20 protein-coding genes are annotated in these 24,557 nt (G+C 59.3%); 6 read left to right on the top strand and 14 right to left on the bottom strand.

Annotated features, from left to right (window positions below):
- Positions 1 to 18 precede the first annotated feature (18 nt).
- Both FIU93_RS29660 and FIU93_RS29655 read left to right on the top strand, forming a co-directional pair.
- Positions 19 to 1,314, top strand: coding sequence for an L-fuconate dehydratase (locus FIU93_RS29660; RefSeq protein ID WP_152507918.1), 1,296 nt, complete (start codon positions 19 to 21; stop codon positions 1,312 to 1,314).
- 36 nt (positions 1,315 to 1,350) lie between these two features.
- A complete protein-coding gene (locus tag FIU93_RS29655) occupies positions 1,351 to 2,190 on the top strand; it encodes a fumarylacetoacetate hydrolase family protein (protein ID WP_152507917.1) in 840 nt (279 codons plus the stop codon).
- A 357-nt stretch (positions 2,191 to 2,547) separates the two neighbouring features.
- Here FIU93_RS29655 and FIU93_RS29650 read toward each other — a convergent pair whose 3' ends face one another.
- The gene (locus FIU93_RS29650) at positions 2,548 to 3,006 is read right to left on the bottom strand and encodes a carboxymuconolactone decarboxylase family protein (protein ID WP_152507916.1); all 459 of its coding nucleotides are present in this window, start codon (positions 3,004 to 3,006) and stop codon (positions 2,548 to 2,550) included.
- A gap of 197 nt (positions 3,007 to 3,203) precedes the next feature.
- Here FIU93_RS29650 and FIU93_RS29645 point away from each other — a divergent pair, with 197 nt between their 5' ends.
- The 3 genes from FIU93_RS29645 to FIU93_RS29635 all read left to right on the top strand — a co-directional run bounded on the left by FIU93_RS29645 (position 3,204) and on the right by FIU93_RS29635 (position 6,240).
- Positions 3,204 to 4,073 (top strand): RNA polymerase sigma-70 factor, encoded by an 870-nt coding sequence (locus tag FIU93_RS29645; protein WP_152507915.1) that lies wholly within the window; start codon positions 3,204 to 3,206, stop codon positions 4,071 to 4,073.
- Positions 4,074 to 4,311: 238 nt separating this feature from the next.
- Positions 4,312 to 5,517, top strand: a complete 1,206-nt coding sequence (gene cml, locus FIU93_RS29640; protein WP_152507914.1) for a CmlA/FloR family chloramphenicol efflux MFS transporter — start codon at positions 4,312 to 4,314, stop codon at positions 5,515 to 5,517.
- 174 nt (positions 5,518 to 5,691) lie between these two features.
- The gene (locus tag FIU93_RS29635) at positions 5,692 to 6,240 is read left to right on the top strand and encodes an AAA family ATPase (protein ID WP_152508006.1); all 549 of its coding nucleotides are present in this window, start codon (positions 5,692 to 5,694) and stop codon (positions 6,238 to 6,240) included.
- A 47-nt stretch (positions 6,241 to 6,287) separates the two neighbouring features.
- Here the strand turns inward: FIU93_RS29635 and FIU93_RS29630 are convergent, their stop codons facing one another.
- The 13 genes from FIU93_RS29630 to FIU93_RS29570 all read right to left on the bottom strand — a co-directional run bounded on the left by FIU93_RS29630 (position 6,288) and on the right by FIU93_RS29570 (position 24,148).
- Positions 6,288 to 8,357 carry a DNA translocase FtsK gene (locus FIU93_RS29630; RefSeq protein ID WP_286202477.1) on the bottom strand — a complete coding sequence of 690 codons (2,070 nt, stop codon included), beginning with the start codon at positions 8,355 to 8,357 and terminating at the stop codon, positions 6,288 to 6,290.
- Positions 8,358 to 9,005: 648 nt separating this feature from the next.
- A complete protein-coding gene (locus tag FIU93_RS29625) occupies positions 9,006 to 10,115 on the bottom strand; it encodes a hypothetical protein (protein ID WP_152507912.1) in 1,110 nt (369 codons plus the stop codon).
- Positions 10,116 to 10,388: 273 nt separating this feature from the next.
- A complete protein-coding gene (locus tag FIU93_RS29620) occupies positions 10,389 to 10,733 on the bottom strand; it encodes a copper-binding protein (RefSeq protein WP_055661054.1) in 345 nt (114 codons plus the stop codon).
- 40 nt (positions 10,734 to 10,773) lie between these two features.
- The gene (locus FIU93_RS29615) at positions 10,774 to 13,956 is read right to left on the bottom strand and encodes a CusA/CzcA family heavy metal efflux RND transporter (protein WP_152507911.1); all 3,183 of its coding nucleotides are present in this window, start codon (positions 13,954 to 13,956) and stop codon (positions 10,774 to 10,776) included.
- On the bottom strand, positions 13,956 to 16,157 hold the full coding sequence (locus FIU93_RS29610; protein ID WP_152507910.1) for an efflux RND transporter periplasmic adaptor subunit: 2,202 nt from the start codon (positions 16,155 to 16,157) through the stop codon (positions 13,956 to 13,958). Before FIU93_RS29610 ends, FIU93_RS29615 begins: the two co-directional genes overlap by 1 nt.
- An 86-nt stretch (positions 16,158 to 16,243) precedes the next feature.
- A complete protein-coding gene (locus tag FIU93_RS29605; protein ID WP_139314303.1) occupies positions 16,244 to 16,618 on the bottom strand; it encodes a hypothetical protein in 375 nt (124 codons plus the stop codon).
- Positions 16,619 to 16,850: 232 nt separating this feature from the next.
- Positions 16,851 to 17,564, bottom strand: a complete 714-nt coding sequence (locus tag FIU93_RS29600) for an ABC transporter permease (protein WP_152507909.1) — start codon at positions 17,562 to 17,564, stop codon at positions 16,851 to 16,853.
- The gene (locus tag FIU93_RS29595; RefSeq protein WP_152507908.1) at positions 17,561 to 18,895 is read right to left on the bottom strand and encodes an MFS transporter; all 1,335 of its coding nucleotides are present in this window, start codon (positions 18,893 to 18,895) and stop codon (positions 17,561 to 17,563) included. Before FIU93_RS29595 ends, FIU93_RS29600 begins: the two co-directional genes overlap by 4 nt.
- Positions 18,896 to 18,990: 95 nt before the next feature.
- Entirely contained in the window at positions 18,991 to 19,479 is a 489-nt protein-coding gene (locus FIU93_RS29590) for a cytochrome c (protein ID WP_152507907.1), read from the bottom strand.
- 20 nt (positions 19,480 to 19,499) lie between these two features.
- Complete coding sequence (locus FIU93_RS29585; protein WP_152507906.1) at positions 19,500 to 20,390, bottom strand: cytochrome c; 891 nt, start codon at positions 20,388 to 20,390, stop codon at positions 19,500 to 19,502.
- Positions 20,391 to 20,393: 3 nt separating this feature from the next.
- On the bottom strand, positions 20,394 to 20,993 hold the full coding sequence (locus tag FIU93_RS29580; protein ID WP_152507905.1) for a cytochrome c: 600 nt from the start codon (positions 20,991 to 20,993) through the stop codon (positions 20,394 to 20,396).
- A gap of 52 nt (positions 20,994 to 21,045) precedes the next feature.
- Complete coding sequence (locus FIU93_RS29575) at positions 21,046 to 21,369, bottom strand: hypothetical protein (protein WP_055661045.1); 324 nt, start codon at positions 21,367 to 21,369, stop codon at positions 21,046 to 21,048.
- A gap of 271 nt (positions 21,370 to 21,640) precedes the next feature.
- Positions 21,641 to 24,148, bottom strand: coding sequence for a heavy metal translocating P-type ATPase (locus tag FIU93_RS29570; protein WP_152507904.1), 2,508 nt, complete (start codon positions 24,146 to 24,148; stop codon positions 21,641 to 21,643).
- Between the two features lie 161 nt (positions 24,149 to 24,309).
- Here FIU93_RS29570 and FIU93_RS29565 point away from each other — a divergent pair, with 161 nt between their 5' ends.
- Entirely contained in the window at positions 24,310 to 24,516 is a 207-nt protein-coding gene (locus tag FIU93_RS29565; protein WP_055661043.1) for a heavy-metal-associated domain-containing protein, read from the top strand.
- Positions 24,517 to 24,557 lie beyond the last annotated feature (41 nt).

Below are 24,557 nucleotides of genomic sequence, written 5' to 3'. Positions count from 1 at the left end.
CATTGAGGACGTGAACCCGTGACGACAATCACCGGTCTGAAGACGTACGATCTCCGCTTTCCGACGTCCGAAACCCTCGACGGGTCGGACGCCATGAACCCCGATCCGGACTATTCCGCGGCCTATGTTGTCCTTCAAACCGACGAGGACGGCCTTGAAGGCCATGGCCTGACCTTCACCATCGGGCGCGGGAATGACATCTGTGTTGCCGCAATCGAGGCCATGCGCCATCTGGTGACCGGGCTTGATCTTGCCTGGATCTCCGAAAATCCCGGCCGCTTCTGGCGTCACGTGACCTCGGACAGCCAGCTGCGCTGGATCGGACCGGACAAGGGTGCAATGCATCTCGCCACCGGCGCCGTCGTCAATGCCGTCTGGGACCTCTTGGCCAAACAGGCCGGCAAACCGGTCTGGCGCCTTGTCGCGGACATGAGCCCGGAAGAGATCGTTTCCATCATTGATTTCCGCTATCTGACCGATGCGATCACGCCGGAAGAGGCACTTGCCATCCTGAAAGCGGCGGAACCGGGCAAGGCGGAACGGATCGCGCAGCTCGAAGCACACGGTTATCCCTGTTACACCACCTCTGCGGGCTGGCTCGGCTATCCCGACGACAAGCTGCGCCGGCTGTGCCGGGAAGCGGTCGAGGCAGGCTACACCCATGTGAAGCTGAAGGTCGGACGCGATCTCGCCGATGACATCCGCCGGCTGAGGATCGCCCGGGAGGAGCTCGGGCCCGACCGGTTCCTCATGATCGATGCCAACCAGGTGTGGGATGTCGGACAGGCCATCGACTGGGTACAGCAACTCGCGTTTGCCAAACCCTACTTCATCGAAGAACCAACCAGCCCGGATGACATCGCCGGCCATCGCGCGATCCGCGAAGCGGTGGCACCGGTGAAGGTGGCAACCGGTGAAATGTGCCAGAATCGGATCGTCTTCAAGCAGATGATCGCAGGCGGTGCCATCGACATCGTGCAGATCGACGCCTGCCGGATGGGCGGTCTCAACGAGGTTCTCAGCGTTCTGCTGATGGCAGCCAAATTCGGCACTCCCGTCTGGCCGCATGCCGGCGGCGTCGGTCTTTGCGAGTATGTGCAGCATCTGTCGATGATCGACTTCGTTGCGGTTTCCGGAACCAGGGAAGGACGCGTGATCGAATATGTCGATCATCTCCACGAACATTTCGTCGACCCCTGCACCATCCGCAATGCCGCCTATATGCCACCGCAGATGCCGGGTTTTTCCGTGGAGATGAAACCGGCCTCCATCGAACATCACATCTTTCGAGACGGTGGCGCAGACGCCGCCTGATGTCACAAGCCACACATCAAAACCAAGGATAACCCCATGAAACTTCTCCGCATTGGAGACGCCGGACGGGAAAAGCCCGCCATTCTGGACAGTGATAACCGGCCGCGGGATCTCTCCGCTCTCGTTTCCGACATTGCCGGCGACACGCTGACGCCGGACGGGCTGGCGAAAATCGCATCCGTCGATCCGGCCACCCTGCCGTTGCTCGAGGAAGGCCGTATCGGTCCCTGCGTTGGCCACGTCGGCAAGTTCATCTGCATCGGCCTCAACTATTCCGACCATGCCGCCGAAACCGGTGCGGAAGTGCCCAAGGAACCGGTGATCTTCCTGAAGGCGACAAGCGCGATCTGCGGACCCAATGACGACGTGAAGATCCCGCGCGGGTCGGTCAAGACCGACTGGGAAGTCGAACTTGGTGTCGTGATCGGCAAGGGTGGCAGCTACATCGAGGATGCCGAAGCCCTTGACCACGTCGCCGGATATTGCGTCATCAACGATGTTTCCGAACGCGAATTCCAGATCGAACGCGGTGGCACCTGGGACAAGGGCAAGGGCTGTGACACCTTCGGCCCGACAGGGCCCTGGCTGGTGACCCGGGACGAGGTTTCCGATCCGCAGAACCTGAAGATGTGGCTGGAAGTTGACGGCAAGCGCTATCAGGACGGGTCGACGGAGACCATGGTCTTCGGTGTCGCCCACCTGGTCAGCTATGTCAGCCGGTTCATGAGCCTGCAGCCGGGCGACATCATTTCCACCGGCACGCCTCCGGGCGTCGGCATGGGACAGAAACCGCCAATCTATCTGAAGGGCGGAGAGGTGATCGAACTGGGCATTGAAGGGCTTGGCGTCCAGCGGCAAAACGTGGGCAAGGCTTAACGCTGTCTCTCCAGTTCGAATGAAGCGAAACAGGCCTTGGCTGACCCCATACAGGCAAATCGGCTGAGACCTGCAGACCCTCGACAACTCTCGTCTCCCGCTGCGCGGCACAGGCGGTGGGAGACGACTGCCCGATATCATGCCCTTTCAGATCTGTTTCCAAGCCCCGTGTTCAGGCTTCCATTGAAATCAACAAAGCGACGCGTTCTGAAGCGTACCTCACGTCTGAAGAGAGTTGCACCGCATACCAATCGTGCGGCCAATCCAGCGATGCCGCCGGATTGAGCCTGGTTTGAAGGGCAGGGGCACGAGTTCGGCCTGGGTTCAATGGTCTTCCGCTGGAGCCTGCAGAGCTCTTCAACCCTGGCTGCCGTCCGGGACCGCATGGATGGCGCGGAAAGAGACACAAAGCCGATTGAAGGTGTTTATCAGACCCAACGCGACAGTGAGGTGTGTCAGCTCTCTCTTGGAAAAGTGCCCCAAAGCCTCTTGGTACAAGGCGTCCGGCACGCCCCCGTCGGATATCAGAGTCACTTTTTCGGTCCAGGCCAAAGCAGCGCGTTCACGCGCCGAGAACAGAGGAGATTCCCTCCAGGCAGAGACGAGGAACAACCGATGTTCACTTTCGCCGTTTTCAAGGGCTTCCCGGCTGTGCATGTCGACACAATAGGAGCATCCGTTGATCTGGGAGGCACGTAAGTTGACCAGGTGAATCAGGTCTTTTTCCAGTACACTTTTGTCGACGGCTTTCTTCAGTTCCATCTGAGCATTCATCAACTCAGGCGCTTCTGCATAGAAGTTCAGTCTCGGTTCCACAGGTCGTCCTTTCGGTGTTGTGTGCCTTTCGGGTATTCTGCTTGCCCGGTGGCTACACCTACAAAGACGGAAGCAGCGCCCGCTTGTGACAGCCGCATTGGTTTTTCTTTCTCGATAAAAAACTGACAATTACCTGTCACAGAAACCCGCCCGGTTTCGTCTGGTACCTTGAGGACAATGTTCGAAAGGAACCCGGCATGCACATGATTGCGGAAACAGAAAAGCTAAGACCAAGGCTGTTCAGCTTCGCATACCGGCTGCTCGGCTCCCGCCAGGAAGCAGAGGACGTCGTCCAGGAGGCGTTTCTGCGTTGGCACAGCGCGAAAACCACAGACATTCGAAGTGCCGAAGCCTGGCTCGTCACAGTCCTGTCCCGACTGTGCGTCGACCGGTTGCGGGCCATTCGGGCGGAACGCCAGAACTATGTCGGGCCCTGGTTACCCGAGCCGTTGCTTTCAGTCGAACAGTCTCCTGATCACACGGCAGAACTTGCTTCCGATCTATCGATGGCTCTTCTGGTTGTCTTGCAAAGACTGTCCGCGGAGGAGCGGGTCGGATTTCTGATGCATGATGTCTTTGACTGCGACTATTCGGAGGTCTCGATTGCACTCGGCAAGTCCGAAGCTGCGTGCCGCCAGCTTGTCTCCCGCGCGCGCCGGAGGGTCAGACGGGACAAGCCCCGCTTTGAAGTTTCCGATGCCGCGCACGGACAACTGGTGAAGCAATACGTCCAGGCCGTGCAAGAGCGCGACGCCGATCGCATCGCAAAGCTGCTCGCACCAGACGCCGTTTTCACCAGTGATGGTGGAGGAAAGGCCTGGGCGGCCCTTCATCCGATCATCGGAGCAGCCAGGATTGCGCGCATGGAAGTGGGGGTCATGACGAAACTACCCCGCGGTTATTCGCTGGAACTGGCGGACGTGAACGGCCAAGCCGGCATCATCGGGAAAGTCGACGGTCAAATCTATGCCGTGACATCCTTCACAACGAATGGCCTCCAGATCCTGTCCGTCATGCGCGTCCTCAATCCGGACAAGCTGACTGGTGGCCTGCACCTGCGGGCATAGCCCCTGTGCCTGACCGTTGGCCCGACGGCCACATGGATCGTTGCAACGCGATCGACGGTAGACTATCTAATCCGGGTATCCGTGAATTTGGAGTGCCTTGTCATGGGAAGTTCGAAGTCAGCAGAAAAGTAAGCCGCAACAACCATATCGTTGTTGCGGCGCTCTGTTAGACCGGCAAACTGAATCGACTGACAAGCTGCCGCCGCCCTTTGTTTCCTGAAAGAGCGGTTGAATTCTCATGACATCCCAACGCCCGAAATGGGCCTATACGCTGCCAGCGGCGCTCCTGCTGCTGGCTCCCTTCGACATTCTCGCCTCGCTGGCGATGGATATCTACCTGCCTATCGTTCCGGCAATGCCCGGTATCTTGAACACGACACCTGCCGTCATCCAGCTGACCTTGAGCCTCTACATGGTCATGCTTGGCCTGGGACAGATTGTCTTTGGTCCAATCTCGGACCGGATCGGTCGGCGGCCTGTGCTGCTGATCGGAGTGGCGGTGTTTATCGTCACTTCGCTGGGGGCAGCCTGGCCGCTGTCGGCTTCAGCCTTCGTCGCATTGCGTGTGGTTCAGGCTATAGGAGCCTCCGCAATGCTGGTGGCGATGTTCGCAACTGTTCGTGACGTTTATGCCCAAAGGCCGGAAGGGGCTGTCATCTATGGGCTCCTGGGTTCAATGCTGGCCTTCGTTCCAGCGATCGGCCCCATGATCGGGGCATTGATTGACAGGCTGTTCGGCTGGCAGGCAATCTTCATTACCCTTGGCATTCTGGCCTTGCTGGCAGGCCTGCATGCCAGCTGGAGATGGACCGAGACACGGCCAATCGGCCATGGCAAACTGCACCGGCCTGTTTGGCCTATTTTCAGAAGCCTGTCCTTCTGGGTCTACACGACGGCATTCAGCGCAGGCATGGGAAGCTTCTTCGTCTTTTTCTCGACGGCACCCCGCATCCTCATAGGCCAGGCCGGCTACTCGCAGATCACCTTCAGCCTCGCTTTCGCAAGCGTTGCTCTCGCCATGATCGCGACGGCACGGTTTGCCAGAAAGTTTGTCGAGACATGGGGGGCAGCCGGATCCGTCACGCGGGGTATGGTCATGCTCATTTGCGGTTCGTTTCTGTTGGGGATTGGACAAGTATCCGGCGCGCCTTCATTTCTCGGCTTCATCGTACCGATGTGGGTCGTCGCTGCGGGCATCGTTTTTACTGTGTCGGTAACCGCCAACGGAGCCCTAGCGCAGTTCGACGATATCGCCGGCTCTGCGGTCGCATTCTATTTCTGTATCCAGAGCCTGATCGTAAGTGTATTCGGCACGCTGATTGTTACAGTGTTGAACGGCGACACGGCATGGCCGGTGATTTGTTACGCCCTCACCATGGCATTCCTGGTCTCCTGTGGCCTTCTTCTGCTGCGGGCGCGCAGGCCACGGGGGAGAGACGCATGAGACGTTCATCGCTCAGCTGATTGGCGTCACGACGACGCAAGTCACTGTCGGTGCTGACGGCCCCCCCCAACGAGGGGTGCCGCCAGTGGGCGCTCACTGGCGCAAAAACCTGCCTGCACATTGCAGATGTTACGGGTCACCAGCCCCGGCCTTCCCTCCGAAAAGGAAATCATGATGCAAAACGATACCTACTGCCGGAACGTCATCCTGTCCGGATGTTCGGGTGGCGGAAAGTCGACGCTTTTGGCGGAACTGGAACGACGGGGTTTCGAAACCGTCCCGGAACCCGGCAGGAGGATCGTCGCCGAAGAGCTGCAAGCCGAGGGGAGGGCGCTTCCCTGGGTCAATCTCGAAGCCTTCGCCAGAAGAGCGATCGACATGTCATTCCGTGACAGGGAGCGATTGAACAGCGCTGAAGGATGGGTCTTCTTCGACCGGGGGCTGATCGATGCAGCTGTTGCCCTGGAATATGCGGCCGGCGTAGCCGTGACAGATACCCTCGGCAAAACGAGCCGATTTCATTTTCAGGTATTTCTGACACCGCCCTGGCCGGAGATTTACGCCATAGACGCCGACCGGCAGCACGGCCTGGATGAAGCAATCGGAGAATACCAGCGATTGCTCGATGCCTACGGTCAACTTGGCTACGAGAAAATCATCTTGCCGAAGACGGATGTCGGGAAGCGAGCGGATTTCGTCCTGGATTGTCTCTCCGGCCACTAGAGACGCAGCACTAGATCGACGTCACCACTCTGGTGTGTACTGCGTATCTATTCTTCGCTCGGCTGTTCTCTCTTGCCGGCCAGGATCTCGCGCTTGCCGACGTGGTTGGGCGCGCCGACAAGGCCTTCGTTTTCCATTTTCTCGACCAGGGTAGCGGCACGGTTGTACCCGATGCCGAGACGGCGCTGGATATACGAGGTTGAGCAGCGCTTGTCGCGCAGAACGATCTTCACCGCCTTGTCGTAAAGGTCATCACCGTCTTCGGACGCGATGGCACCCTTGTCGAAGACAGCTTCCTCTTCTTCCAGCTCTTCCTCTTCTTCCGCGGTAACGGTTTCAAGGTACGCGGGCCGGCCCTGGCTTTTCAGGTGCGCGACGACCTGTTCGACTTCCTCGTCCGAGACGAAGGCGCCATGGACACGATTGATACGGCCACCACCCGACATATGCAGCATGTCGCCCATGCCGAGCAGCTGTTCCGCACCCTGCTCACCAAGAATCGTGCGGCTGTCGATCTTCGAGGTGACCTGGAAGGAAATCCGTGTCGGGAAGTTTGCCTTGATCGTGCCGGTGATCACGTCGACCGAAGGACGCTGTGTCGCCATGATGAGATGAATGCCTGCGGCGCGGGCCATCTGCGCCAGACGCTGGATAGCGCCTTCGATCTCCTTGCCGGCGACCATCATCAGATCCGCCATCTCGTCAACGATGATGACGATGTACGGCATCGGAGCGAGGTCCATTTCCTGCTGCTCGTAGACCGGTTCCCCCGTATCGCGGTCGAACCCGGTTTGCACGGACACGATAACCGGTTCGCCCTTCTGACTTGCAGCGGCGGCACGCTGGTTGAAACCGTTAATGTTGCGCACGCCAAGCCGTGCCATCTTCCTGTAGCGATCCTCCATTTCGCGCACCGCCCATTTGAGAGCTGTCACGGCCTTTTTCGGATCGGTGACGACAGGCGTCAGCAGGTGCGGAATGTCGTCGTAGATGGACAGTTCCAGCATCTTCGGATCTACCATGATCAAGCGGCACTCTTCCGGCTTCAGGCGGTAGAGCAGCGACAGGATCATCGTGTTGATGGCAACCGACTTGCCCGAGCCGGTCGTTCCGGCGACCAGCAGATGCGGCATCTTCGCAAGATCGGCGACTACCGGCTCCCCGCCGATCGTCTTGCCGAGGCTCAGCGCAAGCTTGCAGCTGGTGGCGCGGAAGTTTGTCGAATCGATCAATTCGCGGAAGTAGACGGTTTCGCGCTCCGTATTCGGCAGCTCGATCCCGATGACGTTCCGGCCGGGCACGACCGCAACACGGGCAGAGATGGCCGACATGGAACGGGCAATGTCATCGGCAAGGTTGACGATGCGAGAGGACTTGATACCCGGGGCCGGTTCGAATTCGTAAAGGGTGACCACAGGCCCGGGGCGCACGTGGATAATCTCGCCGCGCACCTTGAAGTCTTCCAGAACACTTTCCAGCAGCCCCGCATTCCGTTCCAGTTGCTCCTGCGTCATCTGGAAGCCCGGACCATCCTGCGGCAGTTGCAGCAGATCGCCGGACGGAAACTCGTAGCTGCCGAACAGCGACTGTTGACCGGATCCCGCTCCGATCGGCGGCAGAGCCTGCGTGCTGGAGGACAAGGACCGGGGTGTGGGGCTTGGCATCGAAATCGACACTCTTGCCCGACCGGTAGCGTCCTGATTGCCTTCCGGGTTTTGTCGTGCTGTCGGCCTTTGGCCGGTCGGCTGCGGAGACGGGTTTGCTGGCCTTGCAGCAATCGGTCTGGAAGAGGAAGGCGCAGGCGTGGGAGATGCAGAACCGTTGCATTCCACGACCTTGTACAGCGACACGATTCCCTCCGGTGGCCGCGCCACCTGTCCCGCGACGGGCACCTCCTCGTAAGCGGTCCTCACGGCTCGTACCGGCTCCGCGACCCTATGCGCAGGCACTTCCGCACTCGGCTGCGGAGTGATGGCATCGTCGGACATGAATTCAAAGAAGGCGTGATCGGACAGGAAACCAAGGTGCGCCGTGGAAGAATGCGCGTCATTGGCAGGCGCTTGCACATTCACAGTTCCACTATCGGCGGGCTGACCAATCACCTGTGCAACTGGCATGGTTGCGGGCATAACAGGGGAGGGGTTTGGCGCGACCAGCGGCTGCTGCGCAGCGGGCTCTACCTCGACCGGGGATACAGTTTCACTGGCGCTGACTTCGCTCGCGTTTTCTACCGGTGCAGATCGCTGCTTTGAACCGCGGTCTGGCGTCCGGGTGAAGCGCACGTTGGGTGCAAGGTAGAAATAGCTCTGGCAGGATTCGTCCGAAGGGGTTTCCACCCCCTGGTTTCCATCTCCTGTCTGCTGCTGCGGATTGCCTGCAACATGTGGCAACCGGCGCGCCTCAGCCACCCGTTCACCATCTGTGGCGGCGGGTTGCCCGAGCGGGTTTTCGCCCTGCGCTTTCCGATTGGAATCATCGGCTGAAGCTGGCGGGCCGGCATCGTTCGAATTCGAAAGTGAGAAATTCTTCCGGGAAATACGCATGGACAAAGAAGACTAGTGTTTCGGGTTGAACGCCTTTGGGAGAGATGTAGGAAAATAAGGTTAACAGTCTCTATCCAAACCCTGTCATTCTCCACCTTTGAGCCACCTCCGATCGACCGTCAGACATGCAAAATTCGGCGAAAATGCGCTGAAAACAACACCTTGAAGCCAGTTCAACAATGTCGCGTTTATGTGATGTGCCCTTTTGTCGGGCTCACCCTCCTAGCCAATACAAAAACGGAAGCTGGAGGCGATGATCTTGCGGTCCATGTCGCTCAGATCAATCGCCCCGCGCACCTCGCCACCGGACGACATTCCAAGAAACAGGCTGAACTCGATCCGCTCAGTAACCGACAGCAGTTCAACAACCTTGTCGTTGATTTCGACCTCGACGCTGCTGTCACCGACGACCCGAAGGATATCCTTGGTGGCTGTCGCCGTGATGCCACGTCCTTTTGAGAACATGTTTATGCTTGTCGTCGGCAGGTTATCAGGGTTCAGAATACCACCATCGGTCGTGATCAGGACGTAGGGTTTGTTCTTGCGGCAATAGCTGGAAAACTGGCTCGCGAGATCATAAAGGCGCGTGGCACTCTTGCGCTTGCTTGCTGCCACCAGACCCTGCTTGTAGGGCTCCAGAAAGAACGCCCCGAACCCTTCCGGCGTGACAAGGGCAAATTCCTCAAGCTGCGCCGCGTCGGGAACGAACATGTCGTCCGGCTTCGCACCCGTGCCGAGGACGAAGATGCGAGCATCGATTCCCATTTCCAGAAGGTAACGTACAATCCGGCTGGACAATTCCTGCGCGGACATCAGCGCCTGGTCCACCTGGCTGGACGGCACCTGGCCAGTCCTCTCTCTGGACAGGTAGAACTGGTGGAAGCCCAGACGGTTTCCCTCGGGAATGCGTCTGACTTCACCCCCCAGGAACGCGTAAGAACAGGCGCTCATGCAATAGCCGCCGTCCACTGTGTCCCCGAATGTGCCCTCGGACTTCCAGATGCCGATTTCCGTCTCCATTCCCCTGGCACGGATCAGCTCTCCCAGTTCCAGGCCGGCAATTAGACTGCCGCCGGGGCTGTGCAGCAGAACCTTGTTGCCGTCTGAATGCTCATTCTTCAGGTAGCTGGAAAAAAGCGCGGGCGTTTCCGCGGTAATCTGCCCTTCGGCTTTCACATAACAGGACGCCGCGTTGTTGCCCTTGCAGACGTTTTCGAACGTCATGCTTTCTGCCCGGGCTGCACCTGGAGACAATGTAATACAGGCAACAACCGCGAACGCCGCCACCCGCCAACCATGTGCGGCAAAAATCCGTCCCAAAGACTTTTTCATTTCGTTTCCCTGAACCGGTAAGACCTGAACGTCGGTCAAACGAGAAAACAACAAAGCCATTAAAGAGAGCCTGAAAAATCATGACAAGAGAACGATCGCCCTAGTCTCAATCTTATCAAGCCCGATGTCTTTGTTGCCTTCTGAACTGGCATCAGGGGAAAACGGAATTGCGTAATTCACCAACCCCTATTTGGGGAAGGCGGAAGGGTACTGGAAAGGTATTGGCAGCAGCCCGAGGCAGGTGTCATGGGCTGCTGCCGTTTGTCCGAAATCTTACTTCGGCATCATTCCGCCGATGGCATACATGCCGTCGTCGCCTTTCACCAGCATCAGGATCACGCTGTCGCCTGGGGTGAGGTCATCCGACATCTCTGCGCCTTCCAGAAGGGGCAGATCCATCGTCATGGCCGGCCAGCCGATTTCCGGAATCGGATCGTGGCTGACATTTGCAGTCCCGTCGCCGATGGAGTTGACGACGGCATTGGCGTGGACCGCGCCGTCCATCTGTTCGGCGGTCATGGGCATGTTGGAATGATCCATGCCGCTATGCGACGACTGGGCAAGGACGACCGGAGTGGCCGCCATGGACAGGAATGCTGCGAGGATGAGGGTCTTCATTTCAGTTGCCTTTCTTGGAGTTTGTTTGTGAGTTGCAAAATCATTCGGCCGGCTGCACCGCACCTTTGATGTCCGGGGTGGCTATGCTCAGCTCACGGTTGACCCGCGAGAGAGCAAGCCGCTTCCAGATCGTGAAAATGGCGGGAATGACGAAGAGGGTCAGAAGGGTGGCGGTTGCCATGCCACCCACCATGGGAGCTGCGATCCGCTGCATGATTTCCGAGCCCGTGCCGTCCCCGTACATGATCGGGATCAGCCCGGCAAAGATCGTCGCAACGGTCATCACCTTTGGCCGCACGCGCAAAAGCGCACCTTCGAAAACCACTTCCTCTACATCGACAACCGTCAGGGAGCGGGCCTCGGCGGCCGCAAGCTTCTTGCGTTTTTCCCAGGCCAGGTTGAGGTAGAGCAGCATCACGATGGCTGTCTCGACCGCAACGCCTGCAAGGGCGATGAACCCGACGATCACCGCGACCGACATGTCGAAATCCAGGTACCAGAGGAACCAGACACCTCCGGCCAGCGCAACGGGAAGGGCGGCAAGGATGATGCCGACTTCAATGACCCGGTTGAACGCCATGAACAGCATGAGCGTGATGATCAGCAAGGTTGCCGGAGCTACCAGCTTCAGGCGTTCCTGCATGCGTTCGATGTACTCATACTGGCCCGACCAGGCGATCGAATAGCCGGGAGGCAGTTGCACCTTCTCCGCAACCGTCCTGCGCGCTTCATCAACGTAGCCGCCCAGATCCCGGCCGGTGATGTCGATGAAGACGAACCCGGTGCGCCGGGCGTTTTCAGACCGGATCATGCCCGGTCCGTCGACAACGCTGACCTCAGCCAGGGCACCGAGCGGAATATGGGCGCCGGACGGCGTGACCACCGGAAGTTCCCGCAAGCGCTCTGGACTGTTGCGCCAGTCCTGCGGATAGCGGAGGTTGATGGGAAAGCGCTCCAGACCTTCGACGGACTCCGATACCTGCATGCCGCCAATCGCGGTCTGCACGACGTCCTGGATGTCCCGCACGCTCATCATGAAGCGGGCAGCCGCCTCCCGGTCGACGTCGATCTCGATGAAGCGTCCCCCGACGGGCCGCTCGGCGTAGGCCGATGCCGTGCCATCAATTCCCGCGACCGCGTTTTCGACTTCAATGCCGATCTTCTCGATGACGCCAAGATCGGCCCCGGTGATCTTGACCCCGACAGGGGTCTTGATGCCGGTTGCCAGCATGTCGATGCGGTTCTTGATCGGCTGGATCCAGACGTTCGTGACGCCCGGTATCTGGACGGCCTGATCCAGCTCATCCCGGATCCGGTCCATCGTCATGCCGTCCCGCCACTCGGCGCGCGGCTTCAGCTGGATGGTCGTCTCGATCATCGTCAGCGGGGCAGGGTCGGTCGCCGTATCGGCACGGCCCAGCTTGCCGTGGACCGTCTTTACTTCCGGTACGGTGGCGATAAGGCGGTCGGACTGCTGAAGAACCTCACGCGCCTTGCCGATGGAAACGCCGGGATAAAGCGTCGGCATGTAAAGGAAGTCACCTTCGTTGAGGGCTGGCATGAATTCCGTGCCGATCCTCTGAAGGGGCCACCACATGGAGGCGACCAGGACACCCGCCAGAATGGTCGTTGCCCAGGGCCAGGCAACGGCTGCATCCAGAAAGGGGCGGTAGAGCCAGATGACAATCCGGTTGAGCGGGTTCTTGTTCTCCGCAAGAATTCGCCCGCGGACAAAGTACCCCATCAGCACCGGAACCAGCGTGATGGAGAGTATGGCCGCGGCCGCCATGGCGTAGGTCTTGGTGAAGGCCAACGGCTTGAAGAGCCTGCCTTCCTGGCTTTCCAGAACGAACACCGGCAGGAAGCTGACGGTGATGATCGCCAGGGAGAAGAAGAGGGCAGGGCCCACTTCCGAGGCACATTCCCCCACGATCCGCCAGCGATTCTCCGCGGTCAGTTTTTCATGCTCCAGCCGACGGTGCATCGCCTCGATCATGACGATCGCCGCATCCACCATCGCGCCGATGGCGATGGCGATGCCGCCAAGCGACATGATGTTCGCATTCACGCCCTGCAGCTTCATGATGATGAAGGCAGCCGCAATGCCGAGAGGCAGGGAAAACAGGATGACGAGCGACGAGCGCAAGTGTAGAAGGAACGCCGCACAGACCAGAACGACAACGATGAATTCTTCGGTCAGCTTTGTCTGAAGATTGTCGATCGCACGTTCGATAACGCCGGAGCGGTCGTAGGTCGTGACGATCTCCACTCCTTCGGGCAGGCTGCTGCGCAGTTCGCCGATCCGTGCTTCGACTGCCTTGATGGCTGCCAGCGCATTGCCGCCCCAGCGCAGGATCACAACCCCGCCGACTGCATCGCCTTCGCCGCCGAATTCACCGACACCACGGCGCATTTCCGGCCCGAGGCGAATGTCGGCAACGTCTCCAAGGGTCAGCGGCGCACCGCGATCGTTGACCATCAACGGCGCCTTGGCAAGATCGGCAAGCTCATCGACGTAACCGGTCGAGCGCACCATGAATTCGGCTTCGCCCATCTCGATCACGCTGCCGCCGGTTTCCCGGTTCGCGGCTTGAATGGCGCCTCGGATCTGCGCCAGCGTTATGTCGTAGGCCCTGAGTTTGTTGGGGTCCACGACCACCTGGTATTGCTTCACCATGCCGCCGATCGTGGCGACTTCCGACACACCGTCGACGGTCTGAAGTTCGTATTTCAGGAACCAGTCCTGAAGGGCACGCAGTTGTGCAAGGTCATGGTTGCCGGTGCGGTCTATCAGGGCGTACTGGTAAATCCAGCCGACACCCGTCGCATCGGGGCCAAGCTGCGGTGAAACATCTTCAGGCAGGTTTGCAGCGATCTGACCGAGGTATTCCAGAACACGGGTTCTGGCCCAGTAAAGATCGGTGCCGTCCTCGAAAACGATGTAGACGTAGCTGTCGCCAAAGAAGGAAAAACCGCGCACATCACTGGCACCTGGCACGGCAAGCATCGCCGTGGCGATGGGGAATGTGACCTGGTCCTCCACCACCTGAGGCGCCTGGCCGGCGTAAGGCGTGCGCACGATGACCTGAACGTCCGAAAGGTCCGGGATTGCATCGACGGGCGTTTCACGGATTGCCCAGATACCGGCGACGGCGATCATGGCGGCGATTGCCAGCATGATTACCCGGTTGGCGATGGAGGCACGAATGATTGCGGCAATCATCACAAGCCCTCCTCACGCCGGACGCCGACCAATGTCATCGAGAAGTCCGGATTGCGCTGGAGCAAGAGTGTTACTTCCTGATCCAGTGGCAAATCACCAACGGCAACGGCCTGATCAACGGCAAAATCCATGGTCATGCCCGGCATGCCGATCTCAGCCATCGGTCCGTGAGTGATGTTGGCCGTGCCTGCATCCTGATCAAGGGCATTGATGGTGCCCCGGACTTCCATCGGCGGCGTGATCGGCTCTGCCTTTGCCAGGACCATCGTCATTCCGTCCGGCCTTGAAAAGGTGAGCGTGGTTTCCTTGCCGACTGGCAGGGCATCCAGATCCAGGGCCTCGTCCACCGCGAATGCCATGGTCATGCCAGGCATGCCGATCTCGGCAATGGGGCCATGGGTGATTGTAGCCTTCCCGTTTTCGGTATCGATCGAGTTGATCGTTCCCGACACCACGATGGGTGCGGCTTCGGCTTTCGTGTCGTCGGCAACTTCCTCGGCCTGCTCTGCCGCCGGATCCTCGGCAACGCCCGGCTGCCTTACTGCCACGATCGAGAAGAGACCGCCGTCGCCCTTGGCAAGGTCGAATTCGACCGGAACATTCACCGGAACCGACTGCGGATCGAAGCCCGAGACATCCAGGTCCATTTGCATGGCGGGCCAGCCGAGATCCGGGATCGGACCATGTTCCATCGTCAGTTTGCCGTCGCTTGTAACAGCAAGAACGGTTCCCGACCCCGTGGCTGCAATGCCGTCGTCTGACCCGAGCTCGATCAACCCGAGCAGGCCATCAGCGCCGCGCGCTGCCTTGAAGGAAACCTGCTGGCCTTCGCTCAACCGGTCGAGAGGGATGGACGCCGCAACAGGAAATCGTGTTGTCATCGCGGGCCAGTCGAGACTTTCCAGACTGTCGTGGCGGATGGTTGCAAGCCGGGCTTCGCGGTCGAGCGCGACCAGTTCACCGGTCCCGCGCGCAGGAACCTCGTTCGTCGGCGCCATGCGCATCAAGCCCGCATTGAGCGCGCTTTCGCTGTCGATCAGAAACTGGGCCGAAGCAACAACCTCTTCACCGGGCTCAAGCCCCTGAACAACTTCCGTGCGCCCGTTTTCTCCAAAATTGTCACGCAATCCGGTGGTGATCAGCCTTGGCTTGAAAGTGCCTTCGCCGACCTTGATGACAACACGCTCCGCTGTTCCCGTCCGGATAACAGCTTCGGAAGGAATGGTGACGGCAGTGTGGGTCTCGTTTGGAAACAGCCTGACGTTGCCGAACATGTTCGGCCGCAACAAACCTTCGGCGTTGTCGAACAGGAGCCTGACAGGCAGGGTACGCGTTTTTGGATCGAGTTCCGGGTAAATGTAATCGATCTGGCCTTCGAATGTCCGTCCCGGCAGATGTTCGAAGCGGGCGACCGCACGCATGTCTTCCGTCAAACGCGCGATGTCGCGCTCGAAGACATCCACAATCAGCCAAACCTTGTCGAGATCCGTGATGGACATGGCCTGAGCGCCGGGCTGCAGGAACATGCCGTCGGCGGCCGCAAGGGCAATAACGACCCCGTCGCGCGGCGCGACCACCTTGATTCTGCGGGCGACCTTGCCGTCTGCCTCGATCTCGGCAATCTGCTCCTCGGAAGCCCCATGACTGCGCAGCTTGTTGCGGGCAGCCTCCAGGGACAGACCGTTGCCGTTCGAAAGCGAGCGTAGGAAATCGAAGCTGGCAATGCCGAATTCGGGCGAAAACAGCTCGAACAGCACTTCGCCCTTTTTCACCCGGTCGCCAACGGCGCGAATGTTCAGCGTCTCGATCCAGCCGTCCACCCGAGTGTGAACATGACTGGTCAGATGTTCGTCGTAACCGACGAAGCCGACGGTTTCGATTTGCCGGGAGATTTCACCGACACGGGCCAAAGCCGTACGTACGCCGATGGCATTGACCTCGGCCGCCGACAGGTTGACTTCAGCCGGATCAGCGGAAGGTTCCTGTCCGGCATAAACCGGTATCAGATCCATTCCCATCGGCGACTTGCCGGGCCCGGGCTGACGGAAGTTCGGGTCCATGGGGGCGACCCAATAGAGAATTTCTGGTCCCCCCGACGCATTGCCGTCGCCCGGGTTCAGATAAAGGCGCTCAAGAAACACCCCACCTGCCACACCTGCGGCAAGGGCGATGATGCTGAGCGCGGTATAACGTCCACGCATAGTAACCTCTGAGTTGCCAGCGGCTGTTTGCCGAAGGCATGTCCATCACTTCTGGCTCCGCGAAAATCTGCGGAGGAACGATGTTTTCAGAGGAGGCGGGGAGGTCGTTCGGGAAGGGTGATGTCCGAGACGTGCAGGGCATCAGGCGGCAACTGCGTGAAGGCGAGGGCCTGGGCAAAACCCAGTGCCATTTCCTGGCTATCGCGAACCGTATCGGCAGCGCACAACGCACCACCGCAGCACAGGTCGAATTTCACCTGTCCGTCGTCCGGCATTTCATCGCCCATCATTGCCGAAGCATGACCCATCATCGTTTCACACGGCATGCCGGCGTTGGCCGCAACATGTTCTCCAGGAGCCATCATCGCCTGGTGAGCCGGTGCAAACCCGGCAAACAGCAGGGCAATCGCGAACAGGATCGTCGCGGCCAGTCTGCTGATGTGATGCACGGGTCGGGTCATGTTGCGCGATATAATCCAGTCCAGCACAAATACAAGTGCCTGATAGTGCTGTTGAGCAAGCCTTCGAAGGGCGGTTAATAAACTTCCGGTTCTGCGATAGTTCATCCGATCACGGGACAAGCTGAGACCTAAATACGCCTGGCGGGGCCGAAGCAGAAGCGAATATGAGCGCCGACCCTTCAATTTTTCGTTTGCGACAGGGAGATTAAAGCAGATCTGAACAGGGTCGCGTCTATTCAAGCAATTGGATACCGGCGAAAAGGATAATGAGAATTCCGGCAGTCGCATCGAGCGCTCGGGAAACCACGCTGAGGGTCGCGCCGTTCCTGAGAGCGACATCGAGAAACAGGCGTTGGCCGAAAACCGCCAATCCTGCAACCATACAAAGCGTGAAGGCGATGCCGACAAGCATCGATGCCGCGAACATCAGACCCGCCCCCGGTTCGCCTTGCGACAGGGCTGCCACCACGACAAACAATGTCAAAGGACACGGTACGAGACCGGCTGTAAGGGCCACCCAGAAGCCTTCGGTTCGCTTCCTGCCCGGCCCTGAGCGGATTGCCCGGACAAAGAGCCACGCGCCGATACCGATCAGTGTGATGCGGCTGATCAACTCGAGGGCCGGGGCCCGACCGCCACCAACAAAGGATCTTTCCACAAGCTGGGAAGCAAAGAAGGCGATCAGAACGGCTGTGAGCACATGTGTTGCCGCCAGAAGTGTCGAGACCGAAAATGCACGGGCGAAGCTGCTTCTGGCTCCGGCAACATAGCTAGCCAGGATCGTCTTTCCGTGCCCGGGCGTCAAAGCGTGAATGGCGCCGAACAGCACCCCTGTCCCGATCATGCTCGCAAGAAGCCAGAAATCCCCCGACTGGCTGAATTCCAGCAACGATGCCCGCACACCGCCATAGATCCAGCGTTGCCAGGAGATGAGAAGATCCATCATGGCTGGCGATCCGGCCAGGTGTGGTGAAGGCTGTCGATCACGAACGCATGTGCGTGTCGTTTTCCATGCGCTTTGGCAAGATGCGGATGGTTTGCCGGCAGGTCGGGGTGCGTATGTTCGAGAATACTGTGATCGTCTGCAGGCCAGGACTTGCCGGCCACAGCCCAGCCAAGCACAGCCAAACCGGCGAGAACGACCATTGTCACAGACATCGAGGAATTTGCTCCAAGCCAGCCGGCAAGCGGATAGGCAATCAGCCAGCAACCGTGCGAAAGAGCAAATTGCGCAGCGAAAACCAATGGACGGTCCTGGGGATGGGCGGAATTTTTAAGAAGCCGTCCAGAGGGCACGAGCACCGCCGACATGCCCGCCCCCATGGCAAACCAGACCAGCAGCAGGGCTGGCCAAACGAAAGGCACCGGCAGGACCACCAACAGGCCGGCGAATATCAGCAACGAAACGGGAAGCAATGCTCCGCCGGCGAGCATGACGAACCGTTCGGAACGGCCTGCAAGAAGCTTTGGCAGCGTCAACGCGACAACCATGGAGCCTCCGCCATAGGCCGCCATCGACAAGGCCAGGTCGGTGTCGTCGAGACCAAGGTACGATTTCACGATGACAACACCGTTGACGATCACCATGGCTCCCGAGGCGGCAACCGCGAGATTGAGCGCCAGCAATCCTCTCAGGCGTGGTGTCTTCAGATAGATCTGCAGGCCCTTGACGGTTCTTCGGAACGCGGGCTCTTCCGCGTCGGCCTGCGGCGAGACGAGCCGAATGGTCAGGATCAACCCGGCAGAGAACAGGAAGCCGGCAACGGTACCACCGAACAACCAGTGGAAGCCGACAAGGCCAACCAGGACGGCTGCAATCATCGGGCTGAGAAGGTTTTCAAGATCATACGCCATGCGCGACAGCGACAAGGCACTCGTGTAGTCCTTTTCATCCGGAAGGATATCGGGAATGCTGGCCTGGAAGGCAGGGGTGAAGGCCGCGGACGCGGTTTGCAACAGGGCGATCAGAACGTAGATCTGCCAAATCTCGTCAACGAAGGGCAGGGCCACCGCGGTCAGAGCCCGGACGATATCCAACGTGACGAGAAACATCCGACGCGGAAACCGGCTCGCATAAGCGGCAGCAATCGGGCTGATGCCGACGTAGACAATCATCTTGATCGCAAGGGCGGTTCCCAAAACGGCGCCAGCCTCATCACCTGCAAGATCGAAGGCCAGCAGCGCCAGGCCAACCGTCATCAGACCTGTGCCGAACAACGCGATGACCTGCGCGAAAAAAAGATGGCGGTAGGTTTGATTGGCAAGTACCGAAATCACTTAACTCTCCAGCCGTCCAGCTTCACCGCGCCTTGCGATCAAACCTGTGCCGCAACTGCAATGCTTCATAGCCGTATGGCGAAAACGCACGGCCTTCAAGACGATGGGGCTCCTCCTTGCGCATTGATGAAGTCATGCCTTTCACGAATTTCCTGCGGCCACTGTGCCTTGATCCAGGACAGGACGGCGATGATTTCGGTTTCTGTCAGCACTCCTTCGAACGCCGGCATGTTCGAATTGAAATTCTCAAGGCCAACCGCCTTCGCGGTGCCAAGCTTCGTGATACGGAACAGCAGGTCGTCCTGATGATGCCAGGTGTGCCCGGTTTCGTCGTGCGGCGGGGCCTTCAGGGAACCGTCCGGATTGGCGTCCATCCAGTCGCGCTCTCCTTTCAGGTCGTCTCCGTGGCAAGCTGCGCAATTCTGCGCGTAAATGTCTGCTCCCAAACGCACAAGCTTGAGGTCGCCCGGCTTCAGCCGGACGACACTTTCGTCAACATCGGGGGGTTCCAGGAGGAAAATGGCACAGGCGACGACAATCACCACTGCCGCAGAAAGTGCGCCGAGCAAGATGCGGCTTCTCATGGCTTCTCTCCTTCAGATGGTCAGCCGTCCCTCTCCAGGAGATAGGTTGCTATTGCTTCCCGGTCCTCTTCAGACAGGAAAGCAGTGCCGTCGCGCACGACCTCGCCCATGGAGCCGCCAAAGACATCCCCATCGGGCATGATCCCGGTTTTCAGCGCATACTGCAGAGAACTTATCGTCCAGCCCTGCCTCTTCAGCGCGGCACTCGTGATGGGTGGAGACTTGCCGCCGTCAGGCAGTTCGCTGGCGCCATGCAGAGCCAATTCCGCCTGACGTGCACCAGCGGCATTTCTAGGGGTGTGGCAAGCGCCGCAATGAGCCGGTCCCTCAACAATGAACTTGCCCCTGTTCCAGAGGTCAGAGCGCGCAGGATCCGGGTCGAATGTCTCCGGCACGTAAAACAGTCCGCGCCAGAGTTTCAGACCCATTCTGAGATTGAATGGCGGCAACATGTCATGTGGTGTCGATGCTTCAGTAACGGGGGGAACCGTCTTGAAGGCTGCCCACAGGTCCGCGATATCCTGGTCGCTCAAGGAACCGTAAAACGGATAGGGAAACGACGGATAGTAGGGTTCTCCTTCCGGCGAAATACCCTGTCGCACCGCCGTTGCAAAATCCTGCAAGTTCCAGTTTCCGATACCGCTATCCGGATCCGTCGTCAGGTTGGGCGAATAGAACGTGCCGAAGTCTGTCGGCAGCCTGACACCGCCAGCCAGAGGTTTCCCGCCACCTTCCGTATTGGTATGGCAGGCGATACATCCCGACATCCTGGCAAGATAGGCGCCGCGGCCCGGATCGCCGGCAAGGACTTCGATCCGTTCGGGCTTGTCGACAGGCCAGAGGTAAAGCACGGCGAACGCCGCTCCCGCCAACGCGGGAGCAACGATCGCAACAATGAGCCAGAGGCGCATCGATCAGTTTTTCTCGACCCTGAATTTTGAGTGACAGGCCGAACAGGTCTGCGCGACCATGTTGAAAATCCCGTCCGCAGGCATCTGGGCCAACATTTCGGGATCGGCCATGTGACCGGCGTTCCCCATCATACCACCCTGGGACATCATGGAATTTCCACCCATCATGGTGTCTTGCCCCATCATGCCCGACTGACCCGTCATACCTGCACCGCCCTTGCCGTGTGCCAGGCCGTTTTCGGCCGCTTCGCCAAGTCCTGCTGCAAAAACGTCCAGCTGTTTTGCGAGCTCAGAGAATTCTTCCCAGTCGGTCCAGATTTCCGGTTTCGCCTCCGATGGGCCTTCGATGCTGTGTTCCGGGAACAGCTTGGTCAGGGCCTCGCCGGAATGGGACTGGATAACCGCAGCGCCCTCACGCACTGCGTCCGCATCATAGTCCTTTTCTCCACGCATGATGGCGGTCAGCGACTTCATCACGTCGCCCATCTCATCCATCGCGTCCATGCGTTCCTTGACGATTCCGGACGCCCCACCATGTGCAAAGGCGCCAGCAACGCCTGCAAGCAACAGCGCGCCAGTCACTGATATAACCGTAAGTTTCATTGATCTTGTCCTGTATCCAGATTGCGTGGCGGATATTCCGCCTCAAGCGATTTCAAACGGATAAAGGAGCCGGTCGCGGGGGAGGCGGATCAATCTTCCACACCCGGGACACATTGGACACCACGGTGTCACGGACGCTGTCTTCGATGAGGTCAGGGATGCTCAGATGCTCGTCATCCGTCAACGCCAGCAAATAGGCCCCACAATGCACGGTTTCATGATCTGCCACATTGTGATCGGAATGGTTTGAAGCATGATCGTGGGGAATATCGCCGCCGGAGGCGGCAGCGGTTTCATGTGAGTGTTCGTGGGCAGTTCCGGCAAGCGAATGACTGAACGATCCTCCGGCAGCAACGAAGGCCGCCACGAGGAGCATTTTCAAAGTCGTCCAAAAGCAAGACTGCAACCGCATCAACAATGACCTACTGGATCCTGTTTGCCAGCAACGAACCCGAACCTCTGTCACAATCCGGTGAACCTGCGCCCCGGTCAACCCTTCTCTGGCCGGCATATTGCCGATCCGCACCATTAAAGCTTGATCGAGGCCGTCTTGTGGGCACTCAGGCCAATGTCCTCAAAGCAGCGTATGATCTTGGTCGGTAGCCCGGAATGGCGCGAAGGTTCTCCAATGTTCAAGTCACCCCCTCCTATTCAGCAGGCGCGGCTTCGGCACTTGGCGTAAAAGCGACCCTGGACCTTGCTTCATCCATCACTGGCGCGATCCGGCGAAGTCGCAAGGCATTGGTGAGGACGAACACCGACGACAACGCCATGGCGCCTGCTGCAAGAACGGGTGACAGCAACAGGCCAAAGGCTGGATAAAGCGCCCCGGCGGCCACCGGGATCAGGGCCGTGTTGTAGGCAAATGCCCAAAACAGGTTTTCCTTGATGTTGCGCATGGTGCGGCGCGACACTTCGTAAGCGTTCACGACGCCTCTCAGATCGCCCGACATCAGCACGACATCGGCGGATTCAATCGCCACATCGGTACCTGTGCCGATCGCGATACCGACATCGGCATGGGCGAGGGCAGGGGCATCATTGATACCATCTCCAACGAAGGCAATACGGCCCTCGTCACCCTTGAGTTCAGTCAGGGCGTCAACCTTGCCGTCGGGCAGAACACCCGCGATGACAATGTCGATCCCGGTTTCCGCGGCAATTGCCTCGGCGGTTTCCCGTTTGTCGCCGGTGATCATCGCGACCTTCAACCCCAGCTCATGAAGCGCTGCAATTGCGGCCCGGCTCGATGGTTTGACCGGGTCGGCAACTCCGACAACAGCAGCAATTCTGCCGTCAATGGCTGCATAGAGAGCTGTGCGCCCACGGGTCGCGAGCCTGACCTCCTCGTCTACCAGCGCATCGGTCGCAATACCTTCGCGCTTCATCAGCCGGTCAGCGCCGACGAGCACCTGTTGACCGTTCACAATAGCGGAAACACCATGACCGGTGATGGAGTTGAACTCACTGACCGCGAACCTCTCCACGCTCTCCTTACCCGCTGCCCGTACGATGGCCTCGGCAACAGGATGTTCAGAGCGAGCCTCAACCGCGGCAATGCGCGACAGAACGAAAGAGCGTTCAAAACCGTCCGCCAGGACGAGGTCGGTCAGTTCCGGCCGGCCCTCCGTTACGGTGCCCGTCTTGTCCAGCGCAACAATGTCCACGTCGGCAAGCTGCTGCAGCGCGTCCCCCTTGCGGAACAGGACACCCATCTCGGCTGCCCTGCCGGTGCCCACCATGATCGATGTCGGCGTTGCAAGGCCCATGGCACACGGACACGCAATGATGAGCACCGACACACCGGCCACAAGGGCCAGCGTCAATGCCGGGTCCGGACCGAAAGTCAGCCACACCAGGACCGTGGCCACGGCAACGGCCATGACGGCGGGAACGAACCACAGCGTGATGCGGTCCACCAGACCCTGGATCGGCAGCTTGGCGCCCTGGGCTTCCTCGACCATGCGGATGATCTGCGAAAGGGTCGTATCGGCACCGACACGCGTTGCCTTGAACTGAAGTCCTCCAGTGCCATTCACCGTGCCCCCAGTCACCGCGCTGCCTGCCGATTTCGCGACAGGCACGGGCTCGCCGGTGATCATGCTTTCATCGACGTGGGAGAACCCTTCGACCACTTCACCGTCAACCGCGAGACGCTCTCCTGGGCGCACCACGACGATGTCGCCAATAGCCAGCGTTTCGATAGGCACTTCCACCATCTCTTCGTCCCGCAGCACCCGGACCGACTTGACCTGAAGGCCGAGGAGGCTCTGGATGGCCGCGCCGGTGCGCCCCTTTGCCCTGGCCTCCAGGAAACGGCCCAACAGGATCAGAACGACAATCACGGCGGCTGCCTCGAAATAAACGGCGCGAACCTCGGCGGGCACCAGATCCGGCAGGAAGGTGGCAACCACCGAATAGAGATAGGCGGCTCCGGTTCCCACGGCCACCAGGCTGTTCATGTCGGGCGCCCCTTTCAAGAGCGCCGGAAACCCCTTCAGATAGAAAGATCGGCCCGGACCGAAAAGCACCACGCTCGTCAGCACGAACTGCAGGATCCAGCTCATTTGCTGACCAATGGTCACCGCGATCAGGTGGTGAAAAGCGGGGATCAAATGCCCGCCCATTTCGATCAGGAACACGGGCAAGGCAAAGGCTGCGGCAATCGCCATCTTGCGCGCCAGCTCACGGGCTTCTTCCGCCTTGCGTTCACTGCGATCCTGAGACGTTCCTGCGTCTGCCAGACTTGCAGGATAGCCGGCATCCGTGCTGGCCTTCACCAGCTCCTGAACGGTTGTGGCACCTTCTGCAAAGACGATCGTTGCCGTTTCGGCCGCAAGATTGACGCTGGCACTGAGGACCCCGGGCACCGCCAGCAACGCCTTGTCGACACGTCCGACACAAGAGGCACAGGACATGGACTGAATAGTCAGCGTGACCGTCTGCGTTCGCGCCGGATAGCCGAGATCATCCAGTTTGGCGACAACGGCGGTGATCTTGTCAGGAGTGGCCGTAAACTGCGCGCTTTCAGTTGCCAGGTTCACACCGACATCTTCAAGCCCTTCGACAGCCGCCAGGCCGCGCTCGACGCGTCCGACACACGATGCGCATGACATTCCCTGAACCGACAAGGAGAATTTCTGTTGCCCAGACATGGGTCCAACTCCGGCATGGATTGTTCGATTTCCCTCAAATGAGGCTTCCAGTCACTGGAAGGTCAAGGATCGTTCAAGATATTTTTCAAACTTTTTTCTTCTTGACCCTCCAGCCGCTGGAACCGGGAAAAACAGAAAATCGATCAACTACGGAGCCAATCATGAAGTTCAGCGTTCCAGATATGAGCTGTGGTCACTGCAAGGCAACCATCGGCAAGTCCATTGAGCAGGCGGACGGATCTGCCCAGGTCGAATTCGACATGGCGAACAGGACCGTGACCGTGACGAGCGCCCGGTCCGCACAGGAAATCGCAGGCGTTCTCAAGGAGGCCGGCTACAGTTCCGAACTGTTGCAGCAAACCCCGTAAGGGATTGAACGTCATTCCGGATCGCTTGACCGGAGCGTTCG

The organism is Labrenzia sp. THAF35, from assembly GCF_009363595.1.
Classification (GTDB): Bacteria; Pseudomonadota; Alphaproteobacteria; order Rhizobiales; family Stappiaceae; genus Roseibium; species Roseibium algicola.
Note: the sequence above shows the minus strand (reverse complement) of the source record. Positions and strands in the feature narration are given on the sequence as shown.